Source organism: Microbacterium sp., assembly GCF_048259935.1.
Lineage (GTDB): Bacteria > Actinomycetota > Actinomycetes > Actinomycetales > Microbacteriaceae > Microbacterium.
In genome coordinates this window covers 470,789-494,989 of sequence record NZ_JBLXHF010000001.1, presented here as the reverse complement: position 1 = coordinate 494,989, position 24,201 = coordinate 470,789, and the positions used below count along the sequence as shown (strand labels likewise).

Here is a 24,201-nt window from a genome sequence, read left to right as displayed (position 1 = left end):
CCCCTCGCCTCGCGCTATGACGGATGGATCACGCCGACGCGATCAGGCTGTCGGCGGTCCGACGCGCCCAGTCCTCAGCATGCGTCAAGGACTCGATCGTCAAGGTGCCCGGCGCATCGTGCGCGTCGACGACGCGGGCGATCGTGTCAACGATTCCGAGGAACGGCAGCCGGCCCTCGTGGAACGCTTCGACCGCCTGCTCGTTGGCTGCGTTGAAGACGGCGGGGAACGTGCCACCCGCCCGGCCGACGCTCTTGGCGAGGGTGACCGCGGGGAAGGCTTCGTCGTCGAGCGGCTCGAAGTCCCAGCTCGAGGCCTGGGTCCAGTCCAGGGGGCGTCCGACGCCGCCGATGCGGTGCGGCCAGTCCAGCGCGAGCGAGATCGGCAGCCGCATGTCGGGCGGCGATGCCTGCGCGATCGTGGATCCGTCGATGAACTCGACCATCGAGTGCACGATCGACTGCGGGTGGACCACGACCTGGATGTCGTCGTAGTCGACATCGAAGAGCAGGTGGGCCTCGATCACCTCGAGCCCCTTGTTCACCAGAGTTGCCGAGTTCGTCGTGACGACGCGCCCCATGTCCCACGTCGGATGCGCGAGCGCCTCCGCGGGTGTGATGTTCTGCATCTGATCCCGCTTGCGACCTCGAAAGGGCCCACCCGATGCCGTCACGACGAGGCGTCGGATCTCATCATGAGTCCCTGAGCGCAGCGCCTGAGCGAGCGCGGAGTGCTCTGAGTCCACGGGCACGATCTGACCTTCGGATGCTGCCGAAGTCACCAGCTCGCCACCGACGATGAGTGATTCCTTATTCGCGAGCGCGAGCGTGCGCCCGGCCTTCAGCGCGGCAAGCGTCGACCCGAGCCCGATCGATCCGGTGATCGCGTTGAGCACGACGTCGGCCTCGACATCGCGGACGAGCTGCTCGGCCTGCTCAGCGCCCAGCGCCGTGTGCTCGACCTGGAACTGCTGGGCCTGATCGGCCAGGAGCTCGGCGTTGCTGCCTGCAGCCATTCCGACGAGTTCGAACCGCCGTGGATTAGCACGGATCACATCCAGCGCCTGCGTACCGATGGAACCTGTCGAGCCGAGGACGATGATGCGACGCATACCGCCAGCCTATGCCCCGCGGGAAGTGCTATCCGGCGGCGACAGCCGGGTGCATCGTGGCGAGGATGTCGATCACGAAGACCAGCGTCTTGCCGGCGAGCTCGTGATCGCTGGAGCCCTCTTCGCCGTAGCCGAGTGCCGGAGGAATGACCACGAGCACCTGCGAGCCGACCTTCTGCCCTGCGAGCGCCTGAACGAACCCGGGAACGTAGGTGTTGCCCTCGATCGAGATCGGCTCACCCTTCGCCCACGAGGAGTCGAAGCTCTCGCCGGTCGCCCAGTCGACGCCGTAGTACTGCAGCAACGTCGTGTCTCCGTCTTCGACGGGCATGCCGTCGCCCTCCTTGAGGACGGAGATCTGCAGTTCGGTCGGCGCATCGCCATCCGGGATCTCGAGGCTCGGCTCACCGTCGTCTGCCAGGGTGACCTTCGGCATGCCCTCGACCGGCGCCTGGTCCTTGCCCCATGCGGCAGAAGGAACGACATCGAGGACGTCGAGAATGTAGTACTGAGCGGCGGCAGCATCCGTCGTGGGGAACACGACCGACAGGCGCGAGCCCACCGTGGCGCAACCGATCAGCTGGCCCATTGGCGCGTCTGCCGTCAGCTGCGCAGGAAGCAGCTCACCCGCGGCGTAACCGGCGTCTCCCAGACGCTCGCCGGAGTCGCCATCGAAGGCGCTCAGCGCGTAGCTGACGTAATCCCCATCGTTGATGGCCTTGCCGTCGCCCTTATCGAGCACGGTGCGCTGCGCCTCTTCGACCTTCTGGCCGAGTTCGAATTCCGCAGTGGATGCCGTCCCGAAATCGCCATCGACGGTGACGCCGTCGGAAGCCGCACCTGATGCGACTGTCGCTGAGCAGAAGTCAGCGGCTGCGCCATCGGTGCTGTCGCCGGTGTCACCGGCCGTCCCAGAGCACCCGGCCAACAGCAGGGTGGCAGCGGTGAGTGTGGACAGGGCCAGGAGCGAGCGTGTGCGCACAGGGATACCTCTGATCGGAAGCGGGAACCTCTCAATACTGCCGTACGCGCCTTTGCTCCTGCTGAATGAGCGCACCGTCGCGCGGCAGGGCGCTCTGGCCCCATTCCCGAAGAGGAATAGAACCAGGGGTAGCCTGATCTGATGACCTCTGCGCTGTCCGACACCCCTGAGTCGACTCCTGAGGCAGGTTCGGAAGATTCCACCGAGGCCGCATCATCAGGCGCTTCCCCACGCCATGCCGGCGCGGCGTACGCCCTCGGTCGGGCGATCATCGCTCCGCTGGCCCGGCTCATCTACCGGCCGAAGGTCGAGGGGCGCGAGAACGTCCCCACCGACGGACCCGTGATCTTCGCCAGCAATCACCTGTCGTTCATCGACTCGATCGCGATCCCCGTCGCCGCACCGCGCCGCGTGCATTTCCTCGCGAAGTCGTCGTACTTCGAGGGGAAGGGATTCGCCGGAACCCTCAAGCGCACCTTCTTCACATCGATCGGCGCGATCCCCGTGCGCCGCGGAGCAGGTCAAGCCGCATTGGATGCACTGGACCAGCAGCGACAGCTGCTCGACGAGGGGCTCACAGTGGCGCTGTACCCCGAAGGCACACGATCGACCGACGGGCGGCTCTACAAGGGCCGCACCGGGGTGGCGTTCCTCGCGCTGCAGACGGGAGCACCGGTTGTTCCGGTCGGCCTCATCGGCACGGACAAGGTCATGCCCAAGGGCGCCAAGATCCCCTCGATGAAAGAGCGTGCCACCGTGCGCTTCGGCAAACCGATCGATGTCTCGGTGCACGGTCCTGCCACGAGCGGCAGGGCCCGGCGTCTGGCAACGGACGAGATCATGGCCGGCATCCACGCGCTCAGCGGTCAGCAGCTGGCGGGCGTCTACAACGAGCCACCCGCACAGGGCGCCATCGAGAAGATCAAGCAGGCGCTTCCGCACGAGCGCCGTTAGGGCTCATCTCGCGGTGACGATCGCTTCATGGCGTACCGGGAAGTTCACCGAATTCGCGATGAAGCACATCCGATGCGCATCCTCATGTGCGCTCGTGGCCACCTCGATCATGGATGCGTCGGCGACAACGACCTCTGGCCGCAGCAGCACGTCGGTGAACGCCCCACCGCTTCTGCCGTCCTCGGTCATCACACCGGTCGCGTGGTCCCGGTAGGACACCACCACGACACCGGCCGTCACGCACGCATGCAGGTACGACAGCAGGTGGCACTCGGCTAGCGCTCCCAGCAGCATGTCCTCGGGGTTCCACCGCGACGGATCCCCACGGAACGGTTTGTCAGCGGAGGCCAGCAGATCTGGCTTTCCCTCGACGGCGAGGGTGACATCCCTGGCGTATTCGCGGTACCCGCTCGTGCCGGTCCCCCGGTCGCCCGTCCAGGTTGCTGTGAGCGCGTATTCGTGTTCGCCGAGACCCATGGGGCAAGTGTGACAGAGATAGGCTTGTCTGGTGCTGGAGACTCTCACTGTCGCGGATGCTGTAGAACTCGCTGTCGTCGAACGGAGCGGCTTCGTCGAATCCCGACATTCGGGAGCCGCGATCGTCCTCTCCCCCGAGGGCGACGTCGTCCGCAGACTCGGCAACCCCGATGCGCTCTTCCTCCCCCGCTCCAGCCTGAAGCCGCTGCAGGCGATCGCGTGCGTCACCGCAGGCGCTGAGCTCGCGGGCGAACAGCTTGCCATGGCCACCGCGAGCCACTCGGGTACGGACCGGCATGCCGACGTCGTGCGCGATGTGCTGACAGCCGGTGGGCTGACCGAGGATGCCCTCGCCTGTCCCCCGGCCTGGCCCGGCGACACCCCGACGCGCGATGAACTGGTGCGCGAGCACGGGCAGCCCACGCGGATTCGGATGAACTGCTCCGGAAAGCACGCGGTCATGCTGCGCGCCTGCGTCGCGTCCGGCTGGCCGACCGACGGCTATCTCGAACCGTCGCATCCGCTTCAGCTGCACATCCGCGAGGTCGTCGAGCGACTGACCGGAGAGAAGATCGCACACACGTCGATCGATGGCTGCGGCGCTCCAGTGCATGCCCTCACGCTCGCAGGGCTCGCGCGAAGCATCCACCGCATCGGCGCGGCCTCCGAGCGGTCGCCGTTCGCTCTGCATCGCGTGGCGGGCGCTCTGGTGCGTGCGGTCAAAGAGAACCCGTGGACCATCGAGGGCCCTGGCAGGCCAGACACTCTCGCCATTGAGACGCTCGGTGTCTTCGCGAAGGGCGGAGCCGAGGGCATCATGGTCATGGTCGCGCCGAACGGAGCGACCGTTGCTCTCAAGATGCTCGATGGCGCAGGTCGGGCCTCGACGGTCGTCGCTGCGACCCTGCTCGCACGCGCAGGCGCACTCAGCGAAGCGGATGTCGCAGCGCTGACTCAAATACTTCCGCTCGCCGTCCTCGGCGGGGGGAACAACGTCGGGATGATCCGTCCCGGCGCCGGAATCTGATGCCCTGACCCCGGGGCCGCGCACTCCCTCAACGATGAGGGCAGAGAGGAGATCACCATGAGGATCAGTGTCCCCAGTGAGATCAAGAACAACGAGTACCGCGTCGCCCTGACACCGGCTGGTGTGCATGATCTGGTTACTGCAGGCCATGAGGTGTTCGTGCAGGAAGGCGCGGGTATCGCCTCGTCAATGCCGGATGCCGAGTACGCCGAGGCTGGCGCTACGCTGCTGAGCGATGCCGCAGAGGTCTGGGCACGTGCCGAGCTACTCCTCAAGGTCAAGGAACCGGTCGCGAGCGAGTACGCCTACTTCCGTGAGGACCTCGTGCTCTTCACTTATCTGCATCTCGCCGCGGATCGGCCGCTGACCGAGAGCCTCGTTGCGAGTGGAATCACCGCGATCGCATACGAGACCGTGCAGCTCGAGAACGGCAGCCTTCCGCTGCTGGCTCCGATGAGCGAGGTCGCGGGCCGGCTGGCGCCGCTCGTCGGCGCGAACACTCTCATGCGCTCGAACGGTGGTCTAGGGCTCCTGATGTCCGGGGTGCCGGGTACTCGCCCCGCGACCGTCACCGTGATCGGCGGCGGTGTGGCCGGAGCGAACGCGGCAGTCATCGCCAGCGGCATGGGCGCGGACGTCACGGTCTTCGATACCAATATCCCCCGCCTGCGGATGCTCGATGATCACTTCGCCGGGCGGGTGAAGACCGCAGCATCCAACCCTCTGGATCTGCGCCGCGCTGTGCTGGACTCCGATCTCGTGATCGGTTCGGTGCTCATCCCCGGTGCGCGCGCACCCAAACTCGTCACGAACGAGATGGTCGCGCAGATGCGCCCTGGCAGCGTTCTGGTCGATATTGCCGTCGACCAGGGCGGATGCTTCGAGGACACGCATCCCACCACCCACGCTGACCCGACCTTCGCTGTGCACGACACGGTGTTCTACTGCGTCGCCAACATGCCCGGTGCAGTGCCGAACACCTCGACCTCCGCACTCACCAATGCCACGCTGCCGTATGTGCGGAGGATCGCCGCTCAGGGATGGCGCACCGCCCTCGGCACTGACACGGCGTTCTCCGGTGGCTTGAACGTCGCTGCCGGAGCCGTGATCAACGAGGGCGTCGCGGTGGCTCACGGAATGAGCAGAGAGACACTCGAGTCCGTCCTCTGACCTCCAGCGCCCTCACCGCACCGCGAGCGGATCCAGCGAAGCGATGACGACGCGACGCGGCGCGCTCCCGTCATGGATGCTCCAGGCCCTCCCCCTGTGCGTCTCCGAGTAGGGCGGGATCTCCCGGCATCCAGCGAGCGAACGCAGCTCCGCCGCGCACTCAGCGAGCACCAGCATCTCGCCATCGCTTCTGATGCGCTGCCACAGCGTCCACTGGCGCTGCCAGCTCTCGGCGTCTCCGACGAGGATGCCTCGCGTCAGAGCTGAGGTCTCAGGATGGCTGTCTCCCAGCGCGATCACCCCGTGTTCCGGGTGCGCTGCGCGCAGTGCCTGCGCAATACGGCGCACCCCAGGTGCCACGACTCCTACGAGGTCTGACCGAGGTTCCCACGTGGGTGCCCCGGCCACCGTGGCCGGGCGAAGCGGTGACTCCGTCCACGCGACCTGGATCTCGGTCCCGTCGACGCGCGCGCGGCCTGCCGGACGGTCACGGTGGTATCCGTCGTTGTCTCCGCCCGCAGCCAGGTGCTCGAGCTTCGTTCCCGTGCGCAGCAGCATGCGCACCGGAAGTGCTTCGAGCACTCTCGCGATCTGCCCTGACACGCGTCCGGTCGTGATCACGACGGTTCGGCGCCGTGCCGCCGCAGTGCGCACCAGCTTCTCCAACCGTTCGAGCAGGAGCTGACCGTGTTCCACGGAGAATGATCCCACCAACTGGTCGAGATCGTCGCAGAGCACCAGTTCCCCTCCGACAGCATCTGCGCCATCGAGAGCGGCGATCACGTCCCAGGCCTGCTCGGGGTCAGCGGGAATCAGCGCCGCATCGGGACGCTGTACAGCAAGCACCCGCAGCACACTCGAGCGGCCAGAGCCGCTTCCGCCCACAACAGCGATCCCGCGATCGAGGCCCGGACGCAGCACGAACGGTGTCTGGCTCTGCCGCTCTGGTTCGTCTGCCAACCCCAGCAGCAGGCCGCCCTGTCCACCGGATGCCGCATTCGTCGCGAGGCCCTCAAGGGGAAGCTGTCGCGGAAGCGGCGGCAGCCATGGACTCGTCGGCCGCTCAGCATCCGTCCATCGGGAGCCGGCTCGGCGGAGATCACCCGCGCCGGTCAGCGCGATGCGCACGGCAGCGGGATCAGCGTCCTGGGGGCGTCGCACGAATGCCATCCCGCGCGAACGGGCCCCTCCTGGGAGCTCCGCGGCATCGTCAGAGCCGATGACCAGTCTGCTGTCGGCAGCGTCTGTGACGCGAAGACTCACCCGCAGCGGGCAGTTCGCCGCGAGGGCGTCACGGATCACTCCGGCGGCGCGCTGGGTCCCGAGGATCAGATGCATGCCGAGCGCTCTGCCTCGGGCTGCGATATCGGTGAACACGACGCCAAGATGCGGATGCTCTTGCAGAAGAGCTGCGAACTCGTCGACGACGATGACCAGGCGACCGAGCTCACCTCTCGCCTCGCCGATGTTGCGGGCGCCGACCCCCGCCAGCACGGCTTCGCGTCGCCTCAGCTCTGCCGTCAGACTCTCCACACCGCGCCTGGCACCCTCCTGGTCGAGATCAGTCATGACTGCCGACACGTGCGGCAGATCACGCAGCGGGTCGAAAGCCGTCCCACCCTTGAAATCGGCGAGCACGAACGCCACGTGCTCCGGGCTGTGCGCGAGCGCCATGGCAGCGATCCAGGTGACCAGAAGCTCACTCTTGCCGGACCCCGTCATTCCGGTGACGATCGCGTGCGGGCCATCTTCGACGAGATCGAGCATGACATCTCGGCTCTCCGTCCGACCGATGACCGCTCCGAGCCCATCACGCTGCTGATCTTGTCCGGTGATCTCCGCCAGCGCGACGACATCCGGCAGCTGCGCGATCTCGCCCTCCCGCTCTGTGGCCGACGCCGCGATCGCGACCGCCTGAGGCCTGGACAGACACTCGACGGCGATATCTGTCGATTCCCCCGTCGTGCGCAGTCGCGCGTGCATAGGGTCAGCGCAATCGATCACGGTGGTGACCCCTTCCGGGACTTCACCGTCTGATGAGCGCAGGCGAATCTGCGCGACGCCATCGTCAGCGTCGCCATCACCGATGACCACCGCCACTCGCAGCGCGCCGCGCCTGGGTCGTCCCGCGTGCGGAAAGCCATGGACTCCCAGCGCCTCAAGGCCGCCCCCGCACAACGCCAGTTGCGAAGGCGAGTACCGCAGACACAGCTGCACGATCAACGCGCGCGCCGCAGCTGCGACGACCGGCAGCGGCCCGCGAAAGCACACGCCCCTCCCGAGAGGAGTGAGAACTGGAGCATCCATCACCTGCGATGCCTTCTCGCGAAACCCCCTGGCACGATCGCTGTCATCCCCAGTCACGCGCAGACTGCTGCGGCGAGCACCGGAACCGACCACGATCTGAGTGGTCTCATCAATCGCTCGCAGATCACGCAGCGGTGGGTCCTGCACGCATGACGCGGCATCCGGATGCGCCGACTGCAGTTCGCGCCGCTCACGACGATGCCGCCGGCTGAGTTCTTGTTCAACGCGGCGCCAGCCTTGCGCCTGCTGTTCTGATGCCGCGCGACGCGCGCGACGTCTGCTTCGGATGCCGTCGAGCAGAGACGCCCCGATCATCAGCGGGCCGAGAGCGGCGAAACACAGCGAGAAGATCGAACCGGTGATCAACCACAGCACCACGCCCGCAGCGATCGGCACGACCGCCGCGAGGACGGGGATGGGTTGGCGCTTGGGTTCTTCGGGTGCGACGGGCAGCGTCAGTGGTTCGAGATCCATCCCCCTATTGGAGGGCACGAACACTCGCGGTGAACGCTTATCCCCAGCAGATCGCGTGAACGGTCAGGACTCGTCTGATGTGGAGGAGGAGTCAGTGACCGTGGGGATCGACACCGTATCGGCCACTGCCTCATCGAACCCGCCGGTGCGTGCGATTGTGACGACGATGAGCGTGACGTTGTCGCGGCCGCCGTTCTCGAGCGCCGCAGCGAGCATCGCATCAACCGCCTCTGCGGGGTCGCTCTTCTCGCGAAGGAAGTGCTGAATGCCGTAGTCGGTGAGCTCTTTGGTGAGGCCATCGGAACAGATGACGAATTTATCCCCGTCGAAGACCTCGATGCCGAGATAATCAGGCGGCGTGAGCTCGCTCGCACCCACGGCGCGAGTGATCACGTTGCTGTAAGGGTGGCTCTCTGCTTCTTCGGGGCTCAACCGACCAGAGCTGATGAGCTCCTGCACGACGGAGTGATCAGTCGTCACCTGAACAAGGCGCTGTTCACGCAGCAGGTATACGCGTGAGTCACCGATGTTGAGCGAGACCCAACGCGGTTCGCCATCGACGATCTCGAAGAACACGCCTGTCAGCGTGGTTCCGGTGCCCTCATCGGTGGTCTCGGGGTGAGACGCGATATCCGCGACCGCGCGCTCGAGTGCGTCTTCGATCGCGTCAGTGGTCACCTCGCCCGAATCGACGACTTCCTTCAGCCGTTCGATCGTGCTCTGGCTCGCAATCTCGCCGCCGGCGTGACCGCCCATCCCGTCTGCGACGACGAACAGGGGGAACTGCGCGAGGAGAGCATCCTGGTTGTTGTCGCGCCGATGCCCGGTATCGGTTGCGCCGGCCCACGTCAGGACGATCTCATCCTGATCGGTGACGGCGACGCTGTGAGTCTGCGCGGCGGCGCGGGACATATCCATCCCTCTACGCTAGCGGAGCAACGGCGTATGAACGACGAAGGACCCTCGATTTCTCGAGGGTCCTTCGTCATACATCATGCGGGAGGCTGGTTCGGGTCCGCCGGAGGTGCAGGCGGAGCCGGGGGTGCAGCCGGAGGCGGCGTAGTCGGCGGGGTCGCCGGTGCGGCCGGTGCGGCCGGAGGCACGGACGGTGCAGCCGGTGCAGCCGGAGGCGTTGCCGGAGGCTGGTAGCCAGGGGCAGGCTGCTGCGGGTAGCCGGGCTGGCCAGCCTGCTGCTGCGGGTAGTCGGGCTGCTGCGGTGCCGCGTAGCCCTGCGGTGCGCCGTAACCGGGTGCGGCCGCGGCCGAAGACTGCACGGGAATCCCGTCCCAGACCGTACGATCCGCGAAGAAGCCGTTACCGGCCCATGGAGCGGGTGCGACCTGCGTGTTCCAGCGCGACTTGTCGAAGGCCATGATGCCGAGCCACACGATCGACAGGAAGATGTAAAGGACGACCCATGCGCCTTCCTTCTGCAGCTTCTGGCCCACACGGTATGCGGCCATCACCATGACGACACCACCGGCAAGGCTCAGCAGGCCAGCGAAGATGTTGAGGACCGGGATCCACGACAGCACGATCGCTCCGCCGAACGAGTAGAGGATCAACCAGGGCGACAGATCGCCGAGCTTGGTGAAGATCATGCTGTTGTAGATGGGGATCCACGCGCGCCACTTACCCTGGACTCCAGCCTTTTCGAAGACCTTCATCATGAATATAGATGTCACGACATAGGCTGCGACTGCGAAGATCAACCCCACCGCGATGAACGCGAAAAGCGCCGCTATTGCAGCACCTGTGTCGTAATAGTAGTTATCCATTTACCCCTCCATGGAATGAACGACGCATTCTCGCATCGCGTGACACACACTAGCGTGCCAGAGAACCAGCGCAACAGGCACACGCGGTCACTGTCACGACCCGACGACGAGATCCACGGTTCCGGGCTTCTCTGCCGAACGGAATTCGATGTCCTGCGAAGAGGCCCATTCCACCAGCGCTGCGAGGGTCCGAACCCGCGGCTTCTGCTCAGCCAGTGCCCGGACGAGCTCGCCTTTCGCTCGTTTGTTGAAGTGATTCAGGGCGCGCCCGTGCTCGGTCACGACGCGCACGTAGACCGAGGGAACGGATGCCGGAATCGGTCCGAGCGCGACGTAGGCCTCGCTTCGCAGATCCAGGATGAATTCTGGCTGCTCGGATTCGATGGCAGAGGTCACGCCCTTCGCCCAGTGCCGTCGCAGCGGGGGCACACCCGGCAGCGCAGTCCCCGCCGCCAGACGATATGTCGGGATGCGCTCCAGCGCGCCCACTGGTCCGAACGGCGCGGAATGCACCCACACGTGCCGCCCCAGCCAGCGTCGGGATGCTGCGTTCAGAGACACGGCATCCAGTGCGTCGTACAGCACTCCGGTATAGCGGTCGACAGCGGGCATCGTCGGCGCCACGCGCAGTGCACGATTGTGCTCGATCTCGCCGAGCTGCCGTTCGCTGAGCTTGAGCACACGTCGCGAAAGAGCAGTGTCGCCCGCCAGCGCCACAAGAGCACTGACAACCTCCTCGCGCTGCGGGGCGAGGGAAGGAAGGCTGAGCGAGGCAAGATCTAGCGCAGCGCCGGAGCCACCGCGCTTTTTGGTCTCAGATGGAGGGAGGAGGATCTTCATTCATACCTCTTCACGCGAGAACGCGCCCGCCCTTCGACAGGCTCAGGGACCGGAGATCGGTGTGAGCTGACGAGGGGCGAGCGCGTTCTCGAGAGTCGACTCAGGCGATGAGCGCCGCGTTACCCGCGACGATCGTCAGAGTGCTGCCCTCCATCGAGAGAAAGCCGTCCTGAGCGTTCGCGAGCACCTTCGTGCCATCGAGCTTCGTGATGCGGACCTCTCCCTCGGCGAGGATCGCCAGGATCGGTTCGTGACCGCTCATGATGCCGATCTCGCCCTCGACGGTCTTGGCGACAACGAGCGACGCCTCTCCCGTCCAGACCTCCGCGTCCGCGGAGACAAGGCTGACCTGCAATGCCATGATCAGCCGTTCTCCTTCTGGATCTGCGCCCACTTCTCTTCGACGTCACCGATGCCGCCGACGTTGAAGAAGGCCTGCTCGGCCACGTGGTCGAAGTCGCCCTTGGCGATCGCGTCGAACGACTCGATGGTCTCCTTGAGCGGAACCGTCGAACCCTCAACACCGGTGAACTTCTTCGCCATGTAGGTGTTCTGCGAAAGGAACTGCTGGATGCGACGCGCGCGTGACACGACGATCTTGTCCTCTTCGGAGAGCTCGTCGACACCGAGGATCGCGATGATCTCCTGCAGTTCCTTGTTCTTCTGAAGGATCTGCTTGACCGTGGTCGCCACGCGGTAGTGGTCCTCGCCCAAGTAACGGGGGTCCATGATGCGCGACGTCGAGGTCAGCGGGTCGATAGCGGGGTACAGACCCTTCGACGCGATCTCACGGCTGAGCTCGGTCGTTGCATCAAGGTGCGCGAAGGTCGTTGCCGGCGCCGGGTCGGTGTAGTCATCGGCAGGCACGTAGATCGCCTGCAGCGAGGTGATCGAGTGTCCACGCGTCGAGGTGATGCGCTCCTGGAGCACACCCATCTCGTCGGCGAGGTTCGGCTGGTAACCCACAGCAGAAGGCATACGGCCCAGAAGCGTGGAAACCTCGGAACCTGCCTGCGTGAAGCGGAAGATGTTGTCGATGAACAGCAGCACGTCCTGCTTCTGCACGTCACGGAAGTACTCCGCCATCGTCAGAGCAGAAAGCGCGACGCGCAGACGCGTTCCCGGCGGCTCGTCCATCTGGCCGAAGACGAGGGCGGTCTTGTCGAAGACGCCCGCCTCTTCCATCTCGGCGATCAGGTCGTTGCCCTCACGCGTACGCTCACCGACACCGGCGAACACGGACACACCACCGTGGTCCTGCGCAACACGCTGGATCATTTCCTGGATGAGGACCGTCTTACCGACACCTGCACCACCGAACAGACCGATCTTTCCACCCAGCACGTAGGGGGTCAGAAGGTCGATCGACTTGATGCCGGTCTCGAACATCTGGGTCTTCGACTCGAGCTGGTCGAAGTTCGGAGCCTGGCGGTGAATCGGCCAACGCTCGGTGATCTCGATCTGCTCGCCGGGCTCGGCGTTGAGAACCTCGCCGATGACGTTGAAGACTCGGCCCTTGGTGACGTTTCCGACCGGAACCGAGATGGCTTCACCGGTGTCGCGCACTTCCTGGCCGCGAACCATGCCGTCCGTCGGCTTCAAGGAGATCGCGCGAACGAGGTCGTCGCCGAGGTGCTGAGCAACCTCGAGAGTGATCTCGGTCTTCTCTTCGCCGATGGTGATCGTCGTCTTCAGGGCGTTGTAGATGTCTGGAAGCGAGTCGTGGGGGAACTCGATGTCGACGACCGGGCCCGTGACGCGTGCGACGCGCCCGACGACCGCGGTCCCAGCCTCAGCTGTGGCGGTGGGGGTCATATCTTCGTCTCTTTCTTGATGGTCTATTTGCTCGACGAGAGGGCGTCGGCGCCGCCGACGATCTCAGCGATCTGCTGCGTGATCTCCGCCTGACGCGCGTTGTTGCGAAGGCGGGTGTAATCGGTGATGAGCTTGTCAGCGTTGTCGCTCGCCGACTTCATAGCCTTCTGCGTCGCAGCCTGCTTCGCGGCGGACGACTGCAGCAGTGCGTTGAAGATGCGACTCTGCAGGTACACCGGCAGAATCGCGTCAAGCACGGTCTCAGCGTCAGGCTCGAACTCGTAGAGCGGATAAACCGCGCCAGAGTTCTCGACCGTTGCATCGTTCTCGACGATCTCGAGCGGCAGCAGTCGCACTGTCTCGGGCTCCTGCGTCATCATGCTGACGAACCGGTTGTAGACGAGGTGAAGCTCGTCCACTCCGCCGTCTTCAGAATCGCGGTTGAAGGCCTCGAGCAGTGTTGCCGAGATCTCTTCTGCGGTCTTGAAGTGCGGCGTATCGGTATCTCCGATCCACTCCGCAGCCGAAGCAATGCCTCGGAACTGGAAGTACCCGACAGCCTTGCGGCCGACGAGGTAGTAGACCGGTTCACTGCCCTGCGACCGGATGAGCTCACCAAGTTCCATCGCCTCGCGAAGAATCTGCGAGTTGAAGGCACCGGCAAGGCCGCGGTCCGAGGAGAAGACCACGACGGCTGACCGACGGATCATCTCTGGTTCACGCGTGAGCGGGTGGTCGACGTTGGAGTGCGTCGCGACAGCCGACACGGCCTGCGTCACAGCTCGCGCGAACGGCGACGACGCGCGCACGCGCGCCATCGCCTTCTGAATGCGCGAAGCCGCGATGAGCTCCATCGCCTTCGTGATCTTCTTGGTCGTCTGAGCAGAAGAGATCTTCTGCTTGTAGACCCTGAGTTGAGCGCCCATATTTCAGTACCCGCGCGTTAGGCGCGACGACCCTTGACGATCTTCTCCTGGTTGACGTCGTCCAGATCCTGAGCTGCGTGCTCTTCGTTGCCCACAGCTCCGATGGACTGGCCCTTGCCGCCCTGGAACTCCAGCACGAAAGCGTCGACCTGCTTCTCAAGCTCGGCGACGATCTCGTCGGAGAGGACGTTCGTCTCACGCAGGTTGTCGAGGATCTTGGTGTTGCGACGCAGGTGGTCGAGCAGCTCGCGCTCGAAACGCAGCACGTCAGAAACCGCCACGGTGTCGAGCTTGCCGTTGGTACCAGCCCAGATCGAGACGACCTGGTCCTCGACCGGGTACGGCGAGTACTGCGGCTGCTTGAGCAGTTCAGTCAGACGCGCGCCACGGTCGAGCTGACGACGCGATGCTGCATCGAGGTCGCTCGCGAACATCGCGAAGGCCTCGAGCGAGCGGTACTGCGCCAGCTCGAGCTTCAACGTTCCAGAGACCTTCTTGATGGACTTGACCTGAGCGTCACCACCGACTCGCGAGACCGAGATGCCCACGTCGACAGCAGGACGCTGGTTGGCGTTGAACAGGTCGGACTGCAGGAAGATCTGGCCGTCGGTGATCGAGATCACGTTGGTCGGGATGTAGGCCGAGACGTCGTTCGCCTTGGTCTCGATGATGGGAAGACCCGTCATGGAACCAGCACCGAGCTCGTCGGACAGCTTCGCGCAACGCTCCAGCAGGCGGGAGTGCAGGTAGAAGACATCGCCCGGGTAAGCCTCGCGGCCCGGCGGACGACGAAGAAGAAGCGAAACCGCGCGGTATGCCTCGGCCTGCTTGGAGAGGTCATCGAAGATGATCAGGACGTGCTTGCCGCCGTACATCCAGTGCTGACCGATCGCCGAACCCGTGTAGGGAGCGATGTACTTGAAGCCGGCCGGGTCAGAGGCGGGAGCCGCGACGATCGTCGTGTACTCCATCGCGCCAGCGTCCTCGAGAGCACCCTTCACGGATGCGATCGTCGACCCCTTCTGACCGATAGCGACGTAGATGCAGCGAACCTGCTTGTTGACGTCGCCCGAGTCCCAGTTGTCCTTCTGATTGATGATCGTGTCGATCGCAATCGCGGTCTTACCGGTCTGGCGGTCACCGATGATCAGCTGACGCTGACCACGGCCGACCGGGATCATGGCGTCGATGGCCTTGATGCCGGTCTGCATCGGCTCGTGCACGCTCTTACGCTGCATAACACCGGGGGCCTGCAGCTCGAGCTCACGACGACCCTCGGAGGCGATCTCGCCAAGGCCGTCGATCGGGTTGCCGAGCGGGTCCACGACGCGGCCGAGGTAGCCGTCGCCGACGGCGACCGACAGAACCTCGCCTGTGCGGCGAACTTCCTGTCCGGCGTCGATACCGGAGAAGTCGCCCATGACGACCGTTCCGATCTCGTGCTCGTCAAGGTTCAGCGCGAGGCCCTGTGTGCCGTTCGCGAACGTAAGGAGCTCGTTCGCCATCACACCGGGGAGACCCTCGATGTGGGCGATGCCGTCCGCAGCGTCTACGACGGTGCCGACCTCGGTCGCTGCCGCGCCGGTGGGCTCGTACGCAGCGGCGAAGTCCTTCAGCGCGTCACGGATGACGTCGGGGCTGATCGAAAGTTCTGCCATTGTCTTCCCTTTGTATCTGGGTGCGCGGTTGCCCGCGCGAAGTCGTATTAGCCCGCGAGCTTCTGTCGAAGATCGGCGAGCCGCGCGGAGATGCTGCCGTCGATGACGTCGTCGGCGATCTGCACACGCAGTCCGCCTACGACGAGGGGGTCGATCACTTCATTCACCGAGACCTGACCGTCGTAGCGCTCGGTCAGTGCGGCGCTGAGTCGGTTGCGCTGGGCATCCGACAGCGGAGCCGCCGTGTGCACTGTGGCGACGATGCGGCCGCGCTGTGCCGAGACGATCTTCATCGCCCGGTTCAGCAACTGACGCACGCGACGCCCGCGCGGCTGGCGCACGAGGGACGAGACGATGAGCACGGTAGGGGCGCTTGCCTTACCACCGATCAGCGTCTCGACGAGCGTGCCCTTGGCATTGTTGTCTCCGAGTCGGCCGCCGAGTGCGAGCTCGAGCTCTGCGTTGCCCGCGATCACGCGCAGGAACGCGAACAGCTCGCCCTCGATGTCGGCTGCGGGTTCGGCGATCGCTGCCGCACGAATGGCCAGCTCCTCGATCCCCGCGACGAGGCCCGGAGCATCCGACCAGCGCTGAGCCACTGCGACAGAAACAACCTGTTGCGCAGTCTCAGACATCGAGGCGAACACCGTCGTGACGACCTTCTGGCGAAGCTCGACCGGAGCGGCAGGATCGGCAAGCGCGCCGCTCAGCTGCCCGGACTCGCCCACTAGTCGTGCGACGGTGAACAGCTCACCGGCCGTACCGAGGGTGACGCCCTTCGCCTGAGCGAGAGCCGCCGTCGAAGCCACGAGTGCCTGAGTGGTCGCGCTGCCCATTACTTCGCCGCCTTCTCTGAAGCTTCGAGGTCTGCAAGGAAGCGATCGACGACAGCGTTGGCACGAGCATCATCCGACAGCGTCTCTCCGACGACGCCACCGGCGAGGTCGATCGCGAGAGTGCCGACCTCAGAGCGGAGGGCGACGAGCGTCGACTGACGCTCTGCCTCGATCTGTGCCTGCGCTGCGGTGGTGACGCGTGCAGCCTCAACGGTTGCAGTCTCCTTGGCCTCGGCGACGATCTTCTTGCTGTCCTCACGGGCGGCGTCGCGGATCTCACCGGCCTCGGTGCGTGCTTCAGCCAGCTGGCGGGTGTACTCCTCGAGCGCGGCCTCAGCCTGCTTCTGTGCCTCATCGGCCTTGGCGATGTTTCCCTCGATCGCGGCGGAGCGCTCATCGAGCATCTTCGCCACCTTCGGGAGTGCAACCTTCCACGCCACGATCAGGATGAGAACGAAGCAGACCGCGGACCAGACAATGTCGTACATCGCCGGGAGAAGCGGGTTGTGCTCCGCCTCCTCGGCTGCGAGCGTGACAAGAGCGTTCAGCATCCTGTCTCCTTACGTGTGGTCGGTCGGATCAGTAGCCGAAGAGGAACGCCACGCCGATGCCGACGAACGCGAGTGCCTCGGTGAAGGCGATACCGATCCACATGGTGCCCTGGAGCTTGCCGGACAGCTCAGGCTGGCGAGCAACGCCCTCGATCGTCTTGCCGACGACGATGCCCACGCCGATGGCCGGGCCGATAGCGGCGAGACCGTAGCCGACGTTCGCGATCGAGCCGGTGATGTCGACGTTGATCGAAGCGAGAACAGAGATGGGATCCACTGGATCTTCCTTTCATTGTTGGGGCACCGGAGCGCCCCGTTAGCTTTGCTTAGTGTTCGTCCGCGACTGCGAGCTGGATGTAGACCGCGGTGAGGATGGTGAAGACGTACGCCTGGAGGAATGCCACCAGGATCTCGAAGGCCGTGAAGGCGAAACCGAATGCGAGCGTTCCCGCACCGAGCACCGTCCAGAACCCGCCCATCGAGAAGATGAAGAACTGGGTCGCTGCGAAGAACAGCACCAGCATGAGGTGACCGACCATCATGTTCATCAGAAGTCGCAGCGTCAGCGTGACGGGACGGACGATGAACGTCGAGATGAACTCGAGCGGCGCGACGATGATGTACAGCGCCGGCGGAACCCCGGGGGGGAACAGCGAGTTGCGGATGAAGCCCCACGGGCTCTTGCGGAGCCCTGCGTAGATGAACGTGACGTAGGAGATCACAGCGAGCATCAGGGGCACCGCGATGATCGAGGTTCCGGCGATGTTCAGGAACGGGATGATTCCCGTGATGTTGAAGATCAGCGTCATGAAGAAGATCGTGGTCAGCAACGGCAGGAACCGGTCGCCGTCCTTCTTGCCCATCATGTCGTGGCCGATGTTGACGCGCACGATGTCGAAGAGCATCTCGAGGACGCCCTGACCGCGGCCGGGGACGAGCTTCAGCTTGCGGGTGCCGAGCCAGAGGATCAGGACCACGACGATCGTCGCGAGGAACTGCACCAGATGGATGCGGTGCACCGAGAGCGGCCCGATGCTGAAGAGGATCTCCGGGAAGAACTCTGAAATCGAGGGTGGGTGGAATTCATCCGATGCGAAACGGACGAGGAGGCTCGCGGCGTGAGTCAACGTTGCTCCAGCTTCTGGGCATCGATGAGAATCGACGCGAAGATTGGGTGACGGATTTCAAGCTGAATCAGATCTTTTCGCACGACGCAAGAGACCGTTCAGCGAATCCGGAATCAGACTATCAAGATTTTTTCAGGCTCACGAATCGTTCTCTTCCTCGGGGTTTCTCGTGGGCAGCACGACGTCCGAGACATGCGGCACGCGCAGCTTGCTGAAGGCCACCGCATCGATCACCAGGCTCACCACGATGCCGGCGACGAGCGACAGGAAGATCACGGGAGGCACGATCCAGTCCTGACCACGCAGAATCACGATCGCGACGATGAAGATGACGAGTTTGAGCAGCCAACCGCCCATCACGATCCCGAAGAAGACCGTCGCGAACATCTCGCGCCCGTACCAGCGGTTCGCGATCAGCACGCTGATCGGCGTGAGCGCCAGGAAGATCACGGCGAGACCGACGCCCGCGAGGCCGCTCCAGAGTCCATTCACCCCAGCTACGAGGTACCCGATCCCTCCTCCGAGGATGATCAGGAGGACAGCGGCGATCCCCGTCCAGGCGAGTACCGTCCGCAGCACAGGGTTGATGGACGGTGCGGCTACAGGTTCGGGGATGTCGCTCATCGGGTCTCCAAGGGTGGGGCCGGTTCGGTGGGCTGGGTGGGCGCGCTCGGGGCGCGTCTGGTGGGCAGAAGTGTCACGACAAGGCAGGCGGCGGCGCCGATGATGCCGAAGGCCACACCGGGCAGATACTGCCCTGGCCAGTCCTCACGCGAGCCGACGTACATCAGCAGCACGGCGAGAGAGATGATCGCCGTCCACGCGTAGAAGATCAGCACGGCGTCGCGGTCACGATGACCGAGATCCAGCATGCGGTGATGCAGATGTTTGCGGTCAGGCGCGAAGGGAGAGCGACCAGCCCTCATGCGACGGAAAACCGCGAGCCCGAAATCGAGCAGCGGCAGCATCACCACGACGAGCGGAAGCAGGATCGGGATGAATGCACCGAGCAGCTGAGAACGCCCGAATTCTTCCGGGTCCATCGCAGCCGACGACATCTGGCCGGTGAGCGCGATCGCCGAGGTCGCCATCAGCAGCCCCATCACCAGCGCGCCGGAGTCACCCATGAAGAGCTTGGCAGGACTCCAGTTCAACGGGAGGAAGCCCAGGCAGGCGCCGATCGCGACAGCGGCGAGGAAGGAAGCGAGGTTGAAGTAGCTGCTCGCTCCGGTGTCACGCGTGAGGATGTAGGAGTAGGCGAAGAAGACTCCGTTGGCGATCAAGCACACTCCGGCGACCAGCCCGTCCAGACCGTCGATGAAGTTCACCGCGTTCATGACGATGACGATCGCGAACATGGTGACCGCGATGCTCAGCCAGCTCGAGAAGATGATCATGTCGCCGAGCGGAAGGGCGAGGATCTGCAATCCGCCGACGACGGTGATGATTCCAGCGGCGAGGAACTGTGCACCGAGCTTGATCATCCAATCGAGGTCGAGAAGATCGTCGATGACGCCGATGACGGCGATCATCAGAGCGGCGCCGAGCACCGCCCACATCGTCTGCGGAGGAATCCACATGATGCTGAAGAAGGGGTTCGCTGCGGACACGCCGATGGCGGCGGCGATGCCGAGGAACATCGCCACTCCCCCGAGACGCGGTGTCGGAGTGGTGTGAACGTCGCGCTCCCGGATACCGGGATAGAGCTTGAACCGCAGACTGAGCTGCCAGACCGCCCACGAACAGACGAACGTGATCGTCGCCGTGAAGATGATCGTGAAGAGGTACTGCTTCACGCCGCGCCGTCCGCCGCGCCCTCCGGCGATTCCTCTGGCTCCAGCAGATCGCCCAGAACGCTCTGCAGCTGCGCGCGGGTCACCGCCCCCTCTCGCAGCACCCGTACGCGCTGTTCAGAAGCATCGTCAGCACCGCGGCGCACGAGCGATGTGGCATCGATGATGGTCGAGGCGATGCCTGTGTCACTGAACCCGCCATCGAGATACACCGAGACGCTGTCGCCCAGCATCTCCTGGGCGATCTGCGCCGAGGTCGCCGCCGCTTTGCCGGTGAGGTTGGCACTGGAGACGGCAAGGGGTCCGGTCTCTTCGAGCAGTTCGCGGGCCACGCGCTGGTCCGGCATCCGCACTGCGACCGTGCCGAGGGTGTCACCGAGGTCCCATGAGAGCGAGGGCTGAGCGGGCAGGATGATCGTCAGGCCTCCCGGCCAGAACTCATCGACCAGGCGCTGAACGGGTTCGGGAACCTCTTCGACGAGCGCGGTCAGTGCCGCCTGGCTCGCAACGAGCACGGGTGGTGGCTGATTGCGCCCGCGTCCTTTCGCATCGAGCAACCGCTGCACCGCCGAGGGTGTGAATGCGTCTGCGGCGACGCCGTAAACGGTGTCGGTGGGCAGCACGATGAGTTCACCGCGCGCGATCGCCTGGCGGGCGTGCCGCATTCCGGCGAGCAGCTGGGCCTCATCGCGGCAGTCGAAGAGAGGGGTCATGACCTTCACATTCTACGTGCACGACATCCGCGAGAAGCCAGAGCGCCCTCAGGGCTTGAGCGCCGTGGTCGCACGGTCGCGGTGCGTGAGGTCGGGGTGGGTCGTCGGCGCCCGCCAGCCATCGGCTTCCAGCAGAGCACGGATCTGTGCGCCCTGCAGTTCCCCATGTTCGATGATCAGCAACCCGCCTGAACGCAGAAGCCGCAAAGCCCGCGTGCTGAGGATGCGGATGATGTCGAGCCCGTCCGGTCCGCCGTACAGTGCCATCGCCGGATCGTGCAGCCGGACCTCCGGGTCCCTGGGGATCGCGTCGTCCGGCACATATGGCGGATTCGAGATCACGACGGATGCTGTGCCGTCGAGCTCGTCGAGTGTGTCGGCGAGATCGCCGAGAACGAGTGAGAGGTTCTCCGCATCCGCCGTGTTCCGCGCGGCCCAGGCATGTGCCTGCGCAGACAGCTCTACCGCGTGAATTCGCGCGTGGGGCACCTCAGTGGCCATCGCGAGCGCGATCGCTCCGCTGCCCGTGCACAGGTCGACGCCGATGGGAGCGGGGTCCGCGTCCATGAGAAGCGCGTCGATCGCGAACTGCGCCACTGTCTCGGTCTCGGGCCGCGGCACGAAGACTCCGGGTCCGACTGCCAGTTCGAGGTGGCGGAACGGCGCCGTTCCCGTGAGATGTTGCAGCGGCTCACGAGCCGCTCGTCGTGTGATCAGAGCATCGAGAGCCCCAGCGTCTGCCTCGCTGATGGCATCGCCTCGCACGATCGCAGCCTGCACTTCGCCGCGTCCGCGGCCCTGCACGTGTCCTGCGAGCAGTTCAGCATCCACAAGCGGATCGAAGATGCCCGCGGCGGCGAGCCGCTCTGCGGCGGCTCGAACAGAGGCAGCGAGGGTGGATTCAGACATCCCCTCAGCGTACGTGCGTGCGCATTGTTCCGCGTCACAATGACCCGAGAGAGCATCCTCTCGAATAGGCTGGAACGGCACGTTACGCGAACGAAAGGCCAGCCATGCCCGGCATCCACAACGACATCACGACCGCATTCGGCAACACGCCGCTGGTGCGGCTGAACCGCGTCACCGAGGGCGTCGGCGCAACCGTTCTCGCGAAGCTCGAGTACTACAACCCCGCCTCCAGCGTGAAGGACCGCATCGGCATCGCGATGGTGAATGCCGCAGAGGAGTCCGGCGAGCTCAAGCCCGGTGGAACGATCGTCGAATCCACCAGCGGCAATACGGGCATCGCCCTCGCGATGGTAGGAGCTGCTCGCGGCTACAAGGTCATCCTCACGATGCCGGCTTCGATGTCGAAGGAACGACGCGTGCTGCTGAAGGCGTTCGGCGCCGAGATCGTGCTCACCGACCCGACCAAGGGAATGAGCGGTGCCATCGAAGAGACCAAGAAGATCGTCGCGGAGACTCCTGGCGCTGTCTGGATCCGCCAGTTCGAGAACCCCGCGAACCCGCGCATCCACCGTGAGACCACGGCTCAGGAGATCCTGCGCGATACCGATGGAAAAGTCGACATCCTCGTTGCCGGCATCGGCACCGGCGGCACCGTCACCGGAACCGGACAGGCACTCAAGGCTGCGAAGCCCGAAGTGAAGGTCATCGCCGTTGAGCCCAAGGACTCCCCCGTGCTGACCGAGGGGCACCCTGGCCCGCACAAGATCCAGGGCATCGGCCCGAACTTCGTTCCCGATGTTCTCGACCGCGAGATCCTCGATGAAGTGATCGCCGTCGAGTTCGACGAATCGCTGCGCCTGGCGCGCGAGCTCGCTGCCAAGGAGGGCCTGCTGGTCGGCATGTCTTCGGGTGCGGCGCTCTCCGCCGCACTGCAGGTGGCTGCCCGCCCCGAGAACGCAGGAAAGATCATTGTTGCTGTGATGCCCGACACCGGTGAGCGTTACATCTCCACCGCGCTGTTCGAAGACCTGCGAGAGAGCTGAGCCCGCAGAGAGCGACGAAAAGATGGGTATGTTCGCTCGCGTACGCGAGGACATCGCGGCCGCGCGCCTTCGAGATCCTGCCGCCAGAAGCAGCATCGAGGTCGCACTGCTGTACCCGGGGCTGCACGCACTCTGGGCACATCGTGTCTCACACGCGCTGTGGCGACGCGGTCTGCGGTTCCTCGCGCGGGCGAACTCCCAGATCGCCCGCGCGATCACTGGCATCGAGATCCACCCCGGTGCGCAGATCGGGCGGCGGTTCTTCATCGACCACGGCTCTGGCATCGTGATCGGCGAAACCGCCGAGATCGGCAACGACGTGATGCTCTACCACGGCGTCACGCTCGGCGGGCGCACGCGCAATGACAGCGGGAAGCGGCATCCCACGCTCGCCGACGGCGTCATCGTCGGCGCGGGGGCCAAGATCCTTGGCCCCATCACCGTGGGCCGCAATGCCGTGGTCGGCGCCGGAGCCGTCGTCACGAAGGACGCACCGGAGAACAGTACTCTCACCGGGGTCCCCGCGCACGCGCGCACGCGCCGCCCGCACGACGACTTCAGCGACCTGCGGCTCGCTTCGGACTATTCGATCTGAGTCCGCTCTCCGCCGGTCTGAGAAGCCTCGGTCTCAGGAGTCCTGACCGACCGCGGCCAGGCGCGCCTCTTCGTCGGCGGTGATCGCGCTCTCAATGATCGGGTCGAGTGCGCCGTCCATCACCTGATCGAGGTTGTACGCCTTGAATCCGGTGCGGTGGTCGGCGATCCGGTTCTCCGGGAAGTTGTAGGTGCGGATCCGCTCTGAACGGTCCATGCCGCGGATCTGCGACTTGCGAGCGTCGGATGCCGCGGCATCCAGCTCTTCCTGCTGTTTTGCCAGCAGTCGGGCTCGCAGAACACGCATTCCGGCCTCGCGGTTCTGCAGCTGGGATTTCTCGTTCTGCATCGAGACGACGATCCCGGTGGGTACGTGCGTGATGCGCACCGCGGAGTCGGTCGTGTTCACGGACTGACCGCCTGGGCCGGAAGAGCGGTAGACATCGATCTTCAGATCGTTCGGATCGATGTGCAGTTCTTCTGGCTCGTCGACTTCGGGGAAGACGAGCACGCCGGTGGTGGACGTGTGAATGCGGCCCTGCGACTCGGTCGCGGGAACACGCTGCACCCGGTGCACCCCGCCCTCGTACTTGAGATGCGCCCATACGCCCTGGGCAGGGTCGGAGGATGAACCCTTGATCGCGATCTGGACGTCTTTGTAGCCGCCGAGGTCGGACTCGTTGCGCTCGAGGAGCTCGGTCTTCCACCCCCTGTGGGCGGCGTACTGGATGTACATCCGCAGCAGATCGGCGGCGAACAGCGCGGACTCCGCACCGCCCTCTCCTGCTTTGATCTCCATGATCACGTCACGGGCATCGTCAGGGTCACGAGGGATGAGCAGGCGGCGCAGACGCTCCTGGGCCTGGGACGCACCCTCTTCGAGGGCGGGGACTTCCTCGGCGAAGGCGTCATCTTCCTTGGCCAGTTCGCGCGCTGCGGCGAGGTCGTCTGTTGCCCCGGCCCACGCATCGTAGGCTGCGACGATCCGGCTGAGCTCGGCGTAGCGTCGGTTCACGCGCTTCGCACGTGCGGCGTCGGCGTGCACCGCCGGGTCGGAGAGTTCCTCCTGCACCCGGCGGTGTTCGTCGATCAGCGCCTGAACGGAATCCAACACGC

The 24,201-nt window shown here is 65.0% G+C and carries 25 protein-coding genes; 5 read left to right on the top strand and 20 right to left on the bottom strand.

Annotated elements, in window-relative coordinates:
* Positions 1-28 precede the first annotated feature (28 nt).
* Both dxr and ACN0RC_RS02265 read right to left on the bottom strand, forming a co-directional pair.
* Positions 29-1,111, bottom strand: coding sequence for a 1-deoxy-D-xylulose-5-phosphate reductoisomerase (gene dxr / locus ACN0RC_RS02270; RefSeq protein ID WP_417508427.1), 1,083 nt, complete (start codon positions 1,109-1,111; stop codon positions 29-31).
* Positions 1,112-1,139: 28 nt separating this feature from the next.
* On the bottom strand, positions 1,140-2,093 hold the full coding sequence (locus ACN0RC_RS02265) for an FKBP-type peptidyl-prolyl cis-trans isomerase (protein WP_417508426.1): 954 nt from the start codon (positions 2,091-2,093) through the stop codon (positions 1,140-1,142).
* A 141-nt stretch (positions 2,094-2,234) separates the two neighbouring features.
* Here ACN0RC_RS02265 and ACN0RC_RS02260 point away from each other — a divergent pair, with 141 nt between their 5' ends.
* Positions 2,235-3,047: a lysophospholipid acyltransferase family protein gene (locus tag ACN0RC_RS02260; protein WP_417508425.1), complete on the top strand. Its 813-nt coding sequence runs from the start codon at positions 2,235-2,237 to the stop codon at positions 3,045-3,047.
* Positions 3,048-3,050: 3 nt separating this feature from the next.
* Here ACN0RC_RS02260 and ACN0RC_RS02255 read toward each other — a convergent pair whose 3' ends face one another.
* Positions 3,051-3,524, bottom strand: coding sequence for an OsmC family protein (locus tag ACN0RC_RS02255; protein WP_417508424.1), 474 nt, complete (start codon positions 3,522-3,524; stop codon positions 3,051-3,053).
* Between the two features lie 31 nt (positions 3,525-3,555).
* Between ACN0RC_RS02255 and ACN0RC_RS02250 the strand changes: the two genes are divergently transcribed.
* On the top strand, positions 3,556-4,551 hold the full coding sequence (locus tag ACN0RC_RS02250) for an asparaginase (protein WP_417508423.1): 996 nt from the start codon (positions 3,556-3,558) through the stop codon (positions 4,549-4,551).
* Between the two features lie 57 nt (positions 4,552-4,608).
* Positions 4,609-5,721 carry an alanine dehydrogenase gene (gene ald / locus ACN0RC_RS02245; protein ID WP_417508422.1) on the top strand — a complete coding sequence of 371 codons (1,113 nt, stop codon included), beginning with the start codon at positions 4,609-4,611 and terminating at the stop codon, positions 5,719-5,721.
* A 12-nt stretch (positions 5,722-5,733) separates the two neighbouring features.
* On the opposite strand, the gene ACN0RC_RS02240 is transcribed toward ald, so the two are convergent.
* From ACN0RC_RS02240 to prmC, 16 genes are all read right to left on the bottom strand, one after another.
* A complete protein-coding gene (locus ACN0RC_RS02240; RefSeq protein WP_417508421.1) occupies positions 5,734-8,502 on the bottom strand; it encodes an FtsK/SpoIIIE domain-containing protein in 2,769 nt (922 codons plus the stop codon).
* 63 nt (positions 8,503-8,565) lie between these two features.
* Positions 8,566-9,414: a PP2C family protein-serine/threonine phosphatase gene (locus ACN0RC_RS02235; protein WP_417508610.1), complete on the bottom strand. Its 849-nt coding sequence runs from the start codon at positions 9,412-9,414 to the stop codon at positions 8,566-8,568.
* Positions 9,415-9,494: 80 nt separating this feature from the next.
* Positions 9,495-10,280: a large exoprotein gene (locus ACN0RC_RS02230; protein ID WP_417508420.1), complete on the bottom strand. Its 786-nt coding sequence runs from the start codon at positions 10,278-10,280 to the stop codon at positions 9,495-9,497.
* 93 nt (positions 10,281-10,373) lie between these two features.
* The gene (locus tag ACN0RC_RS02225) at positions 10,374-11,120 is read right to left on the bottom strand and encodes a YaaA family protein (protein ID WP_417508419.1); all 747 of its coding nucleotides are present in this window, start codon (positions 11,118-11,120) and stop codon (positions 10,374-10,376) included.
* Positions 11,121-11,220: 100 nt separating this feature from the next.
* Positions 11,221-11,481 carry a F0F1 ATP synthase subunit epsilon gene (locus ACN0RC_RS02220; RefSeq protein WP_417508418.1) on the bottom strand — a complete coding sequence of 87 codons (261 nt, stop codon included), beginning with the start codon at positions 11,479-11,481 and terminating at the stop codon, positions 11,221-11,223.
* A gap of 2 nt (positions 11,482-11,483) precedes the next feature.
* A complete protein-coding gene (gene atpD, locus ACN0RC_RS02215; RefSeq protein WP_417508417.1) occupies positions 11,484-12,935 on the bottom strand; it encodes a F0F1 ATP synthase subunit beta in 1,452 nt (483 codons plus the stop codon).
* Between the two features lie 23 nt (positions 12,936-12,958).
* Positions 12,959-13,861, bottom strand: a complete 903-nt coding sequence (locus tag ACN0RC_RS02210) for a F0F1 ATP synthase subunit gamma (RefSeq protein ID WP_417508416.1) — start codon at positions 13,859-13,861, stop codon at positions 12,959-12,961.
* Positions 13,862-13,878: 17 nt separating this feature from the next.
* Positions 13,879-15,519 (bottom strand): F0F1 ATP synthase subunit alpha, encoded by a 1,641-nt coding sequence (gene atpA / locus ACN0RC_RS02205; protein ID WP_417508415.1) that lies wholly within the window; start codon positions 15,517-15,519, stop codon positions 13,879-13,881.
* Between the two features lie 47 nt (positions 15,520-15,566).
* On the bottom strand, positions 15,567-16,355 hold the full coding sequence (locus ACN0RC_RS02200) for a F0F1 ATP synthase subunit delta (protein ID WP_417508414.1): 789 nt from the start codon (positions 16,353-16,355) through the stop codon (positions 15,567-15,569).
* A complete protein-coding gene (locus ACN0RC_RS02195; RefSeq protein ID WP_417508413.1) occupies positions 16,355-16,906 on the bottom strand; it encodes a F0F1 ATP synthase subunit B in 552 nt (183 codons plus the stop codon). The genes ACN0RC_RS02200 and ACN0RC_RS02195 overlap by 1 nt, the downstream gene beginning before the upstream one ends.
* 28 nt (positions 16,907-16,934) lie before the next feature.
* Positions 16,935-17,183: a F0F1 ATP synthase subunit C gene (gene atpE / locus ACN0RC_RS02190; protein ID WP_417508412.1), complete on the bottom strand. Its 249-nt coding sequence runs from the start codon at positions 17,181-17,183 to the stop codon at positions 16,935-16,937.
* A 49-nt stretch (positions 17,184-17,232) separates the two neighbouring features.
* Positions 17,233-18,033: a F0F1 ATP synthase subunit A gene (atpB, locus tag ACN0RC_RS02185; RefSeq protein WP_417508411.1), complete on the bottom strand. Its 801-nt coding sequence runs from the start codon at positions 18,031-18,033 to the stop codon at positions 17,233-17,235.
* Positions 18,034-18,171: 138 nt separating this feature from the next.
* Complete coding sequence (locus tag ACN0RC_RS02180) at positions 18,172-18,657, bottom strand: hypothetical protein (protein ID WP_417508410.1); 486 nt, start codon at positions 18,655-18,657, stop codon at positions 18,172-18,174.
* On the bottom strand, positions 18,654-19,829 hold the full coding sequence (locus ACN0RC_RS02175; RefSeq protein WP_417508409.1) for an MraY family glycosyltransferase: 1,176 nt from the start codon (positions 19,827-19,829) through the stop codon (positions 18,654-18,656). The genes ACN0RC_RS02180 and ACN0RC_RS02175 overlap by 4 nt, the downstream gene beginning before the upstream one ends.
* Entirely contained in the window at positions 19,826-20,539 is a 714-nt protein-coding gene (locus ACN0RC_RS02170) for an L-threonylcarbamoyladenylate synthase (RefSeq protein ID WP_417508408.1), read from the bottom strand. The genes ACN0RC_RS02175 and ACN0RC_RS02170 overlap by 4 nt, the downstream gene beginning before the upstream one ends.
* Positions 20,540-20,587: 48 nt before the next feature.
* Positions 20,588-21,448 (bottom strand): peptide chain release factor N(5)-glutamine methyltransferase, encoded by an 861-nt coding sequence (prmC, locus tag ACN0RC_RS02165; RefSeq protein WP_417508407.1) that lies wholly within the window; start codon positions 21,446-21,448, stop codon positions 20,588-20,590.
* Positions 21,449-21,552: 104 nt separating this feature from the next.
* Between prmC and cysK the strand changes: the two genes are divergently transcribed.
* Positions 21,553-22,491 (top strand): cysteine synthase A, encoded by a 939-nt coding sequence (cysK, locus tag ACN0RC_RS02160; RefSeq protein ID WP_417508406.1) that lies wholly within the window; start codon positions 21,553-21,555, stop codon positions 22,489-22,491.
* 22 nt (positions 22,492-22,513) lie between these two features.
* Positions 22,514-23,086 carry a serine O-acetyltransferase EpsC gene (gene epsC, locus ACN0RC_RS02155; RefSeq protein ID WP_417508405.1) on the top strand — a complete coding sequence of 191 codons (573 nt, stop codon included), beginning with the start codon at positions 22,514-22,516 and terminating at the stop codon, positions 23,084-23,086.
* Between the two features lie 33 nt (positions 23,087-23,119).
* Here epsC and prfA read toward each other — a convergent pair whose 3' ends face one another.
* Positions 23,120-24,199 carry a peptide chain release factor 1 gene (prfA, locus tag ACN0RC_RS02150; protein ID WP_417508404.1) on the bottom strand — a complete coding sequence of 360 codons (1,080 nt, stop codon included), beginning with the start codon at positions 24,197-24,199 and terminating at the stop codon, positions 23,120-23,122.
* Positions 24,200-24,201: the final 2 nt, after the last annotated feature.

What these genes read in the sequence shown, in the direction of transcription:
- atpA (WP_417508415.1), bottom strand. Translation starts at nt 15,519, where the DNA reads ATGGCAGAACTTTCGATCAGCCCCGACGTCATCCGTGACGCGCTGAAG.
- ACN0RC_RS02200 (WP_417508414.1), bottom strand. Translation starts at nt 16,355, where the DNA reads ATGGGCAGCGCGACCACTCAGGCACTCGTGGCTTCGACGGCGGCTCTC.
- ald (WP_417508422.1), top strand. Translation starts at nt 4,609, where the DNA reads ATGAGGATCAGTGTCCCCAGTGAGATCAAGAACAACGAGTACCGCGTC.
- ACN0RC_RS02225 (WP_417508419.1), bottom strand. Translation starts at nt 11,120, where the DNA reads ATGAAGATCCTCCTCCCTCCATCTGAGACCAAAAAGCGCGGTGGCTCC.
- ACN0RC_RS02230 (WP_417508420.1), bottom strand. Translation starts at nt 10,280, where the DNA reads ATGGATAACTACTATTACGACACAGGTGCTGCAATAGCGGCGCTTTTC.
- prmC (WP_417508407.1), bottom strand. Translation starts at nt 21,448, where the DNA reads ATGTCTGAATCCACCCTCGCTGCCTCTGTTCGAGCCGCCGCAGAGCGG.
- ACN0RC_RS02235 (WP_417508610.1), bottom strand. Translation starts at nt 9,414, where the DNA reads ATGTCCCGCGCCGCCGCGCAGACTCACAGCGTCGCCGTCACCGATCAG.
- atpD (WP_417508417.1), bottom strand. Translation starts at nt 12,935, where the DNA reads ATGACCCCCACCGCCACAGCTGAGGCTGGGACCGCGGTCGTCGGGCGC.
- ACN0RC_RS02255 (WP_417508424.1), bottom strand. Translation starts at nt 3,524, where the DNA reads ATGGGTCTCGGCGAACACGAATACGCGCTCACAGCAACCTGGACGGGC.
- ACN0RC_RS02195 (WP_417508413.1), bottom strand. Translation starts at nt 16,906, where the DNA reads ATGCTGAACGCTCTTGTCACGCTCGCAGCCGAGGAGGCGGAGCACAAC.
- ACN0RC_RS02180 (WP_417508410.1), bottom strand. Translation starts at nt 18,657, where the DNA reads ATGAGCGACATCCCCGAACCTGTAGCCGCACCGTCCATCAACCCTGTG.
- ACN0RC_RS02220 (WP_417508418.1), bottom strand. Translation starts at nt 11,481, where the DNA reads ATGGCATTGCAGGTCAGCCTTGTCTCCGCGGACGCGGAGGTCTGGACG.
- ACN0RC_RS02210 (WP_417508416.1), bottom strand. Translation starts at nt 13,861, where the DNA reads ATGGGCGCTCAACTCAGGGTCTACAAGCAGAAGATCTCTTCTGCTCAG.
- ACN0RC_RS02260 (WP_417508425.1), top strand. Translation starts at nt 2,235, where the DNA reads ATGACCTCTGCGCTGTCCGACACCCCTGAGTCGACTCCTGAGGCAGGT.
- epsC (WP_417508405.1), top strand. Translation starts at nt 22,514, where the DNA reads ATGGGTATGTTCGCTCGCGTACGCGAGGACATCGCGGCCGCGCGCCTT.
- dxr (WP_417508427.1), bottom strand. Translation starts at nt 1,111, where the DNA reads ATGCGTCGCATCATCGTCCTCGGCTCGACAGGTTCCATCGGTACGCAG.
- ACN0RC_RS02240 (WP_417508421.1), bottom strand. Translation starts at nt 8,502, where the DNA reads ATGGATCTCGAACCACTGACGCTGCCCGTCGCACCCGAAGAACCCAAG.
- ACN0RC_RS02170 (WP_417508408.1), bottom strand. Translation starts at nt 20,539, where the DNA reads ATGACCCCTCTCTTCGACTGCCGCGATGAGGCCCAGCTGCTCGCCGGA.
- cysK (WP_417508406.1), top strand. Translation starts at nt 21,553, where the DNA reads ATGCCCGGCATCCACAACGACATCACGACCGCATTCGGCAACACGCCG.